Below are 1,910 nucleotides of genomic sequence, written 5' to 3' on the forward strand. Positions count from 1 at the left end.
CAAACCTACAGTCGACCCTCTATTTCCGGTGTTTTCTCGAATAGGATGCTCGGGCAAGCATAGAACAGCAATTGTTCTGCGGTCTGTCGCCTGCCGGCTCGTTCTACCGAGAATTCGCTGGGCATCGCATGGCGTCGGCCTCAGCGGTGCGCTCAAGCGAGGCGAGTCGGGAGCGAGGTGATGCGACCGGGTGGCGCGTGAAGCGGAATATGCGGTCGCGGCTGTGCCGCCGGTTCAGAGATTGAACCGGGCGATCAGCAGTGACGGGCTCGAAGCCTCGTCCTCCAGCCGGTTGGTCGCCGCCGTCGATTCCTCCATCATGGCAGCGTTCTGCTGGGTGACCTAATCCATCTCGTTGACCGCCATCCTGACTTCCGACGGTCCCGTCCGTTGTGCCGATGCCGCTATCTGACGACAAGAACAGGAACGGTGGAATTGGCGAGGACCTGCTGGGTTTGGCTGCCAAGTATCATTCTTCCGATGCCCGTGCGCCCATGTGAGGAAATAACGATCAGGCCGCAGTTTTTTGCCTGAGCAGTCTCGAGAATGGCCGTAGCAGGCGAGCTATTCATCTCGTGGACAAAATCGACTGTCACCTGCGCTTTCGCCGCCTTGTCGCGGACAATTCTTTCGATCTCGATCAGGTCTTCTTTCACCGCGTGATTATAGCTGTCCATGGCCTGTGCCTGAACGACTCCCTGAAGCGCAAAGCCAGCCAGCGGCACCGTGACGTTGATGACCGTCGCTGGAATGCCGAGCGCCTTTGCAAGTGCAAGACCGTGATCGACGCCCTTGGAAGCAAGTTCCGAGCCGTCGGTTGGAATGAGTATGCGCTTGTACATGGGACATCCGTTCCAGATCGTGGTGCACTAAATTCATCCAAACCTAGCGGACTGTCCATGTCGAACATTGATCCGCGTCAAGATGGCGAACATGTTTCCCGATGTTGACGAAGCAACGGGCGACGCGCGACTTTAGATGCTTGAGTGCGAACACGAGAGGGCATCGCGGAACGTGGCAAAGCGCAGCTGCTAATGCCAAGCGTTGGCGAGAGTTAGACTAAAATTACATAAGGAATCGTCGAACCGATATTGCCCTTTGGGGAAGTGCAGACTGCAAAATGGAAGCTGAGTTCGCCGGCTTCGCAGACCCACGGCGCATTACCGGGGTCCAGCCAGGCACCAGGACGGCCAGCCGTTCCACTGGGCGCGTCATCTGGCGCTCGACGAAAACGGCGAGCCGAAGATGAAGCTGTCGAGCTTCACGAAGGGCGTCGCCTCGCTCGACAAGTACACGAACGCGCTCTGGCGGCGCGGCGAGGAATACGCCAACCGCAAGTATGGGCGGGCGGTCCTATCCGAGCGTCCGACGGGCATCCTCGACATCATAGACGTCGACTACGCCCGCAGCGCCCACTGGTGGATCGGATATCGAGAACTACTCGAAGGAGATGGCCTCGGTCCAGATGCTTGCGATTTCATGTTCGGCCGTCTCGCTCGGCCATTCAAGCCGACGGTTCGTCCGTGCGCCAGGAACGGTCATGTTGAGTTTCAAGCCGATTGCGTCGCTGGGTAAGAAGATCTGCAAGGGGCCAGAAGCCTGGCATTTCCCGCCCCCTTACGCTGCTTTGGTCATCGGTGGATGCTTCCACGTGCCGTCGAGCGCTGCTTCCTTTGGCCAATAAAGGCGCATGAAAGCGATGAACGGCCCTTTGGGCGCGGGCAACCAGTTCGGCTCCTTGTCCTTGCCAGGCGATTCGTTCTGGATATAGAACGTCAGGCCACCGTCGGCGTCCTTCACGAACTGCGGCAGCATCGGCGAGTTGAGCAGGTAGCGGTTGATCGGATTGGCAACGAGCAGGCTCTGCGGAAGTTCGTACATCGTCAGCGACCAGAAGGCGTTGACGGGTG

The 1,910-nt window shown here is 58.7% G+C and carries 3 protein-coding genes and 1 pseudogene; 1 reads left to right on the plus strand and 3 read right to left on the minus strand.

Annotated features, from left to right (window positions below; genetic code table 11):
• Positions 1-237 precede the first annotated feature (237 nt).
• Positions 238-405 (minus strand): annotated as a pseudogene (locus AAAB35_RS19155) (methyl-accepting chemotaxis protein); the annotation flags it as partial.
• Complete coding sequence (locus tag AAAB35_RS19160; RefSeq protein WP_112648283.1) at positions 405-842, minus strand: universal stress protein; 438 nt, start codon at positions 840-842, stop codon at positions 405-407. The gene AAAB35_RS19160 and the pseudogene AAAB35_RS19155, both read right to left, overlap by 1 nt.
• 403 nt (positions 843-1,245) lie before the next feature.
• Between AAAB35_RS19160 and AAAB35_RS19165 the strand changes: the two genes are divergently transcribed.
• Entirely contained in the window at positions 1,246-1,575 is a 330-nt protein-coding gene (locus AAAB35_RS19165) for a hypothetical protein (protein ID WP_112648281.1), read from the plus strand.
• A 42-nt stretch (positions 1,576-1,617) separates the two neighbouring features.
• Here the strand turns inward: AAAB35_RS19165 and AAAB35_RS19170 are convergent.
• The coding region (locus tag AAAB35_RS19170) for a DUF1214 domain-containing protein (protein ID WP_340669876.1) at positions 1,618-1,910 on the minus strand (293 nt) is incomplete at its 5' end.

Source organism: Phyllobacterium sp., from assembly GCF_037994425.1.
GTDB lineage: Bacteria > Pseudomonadota > Alphaproteobacteria > Rhizobiales > Rhizobiaceae > Phyllobacterium.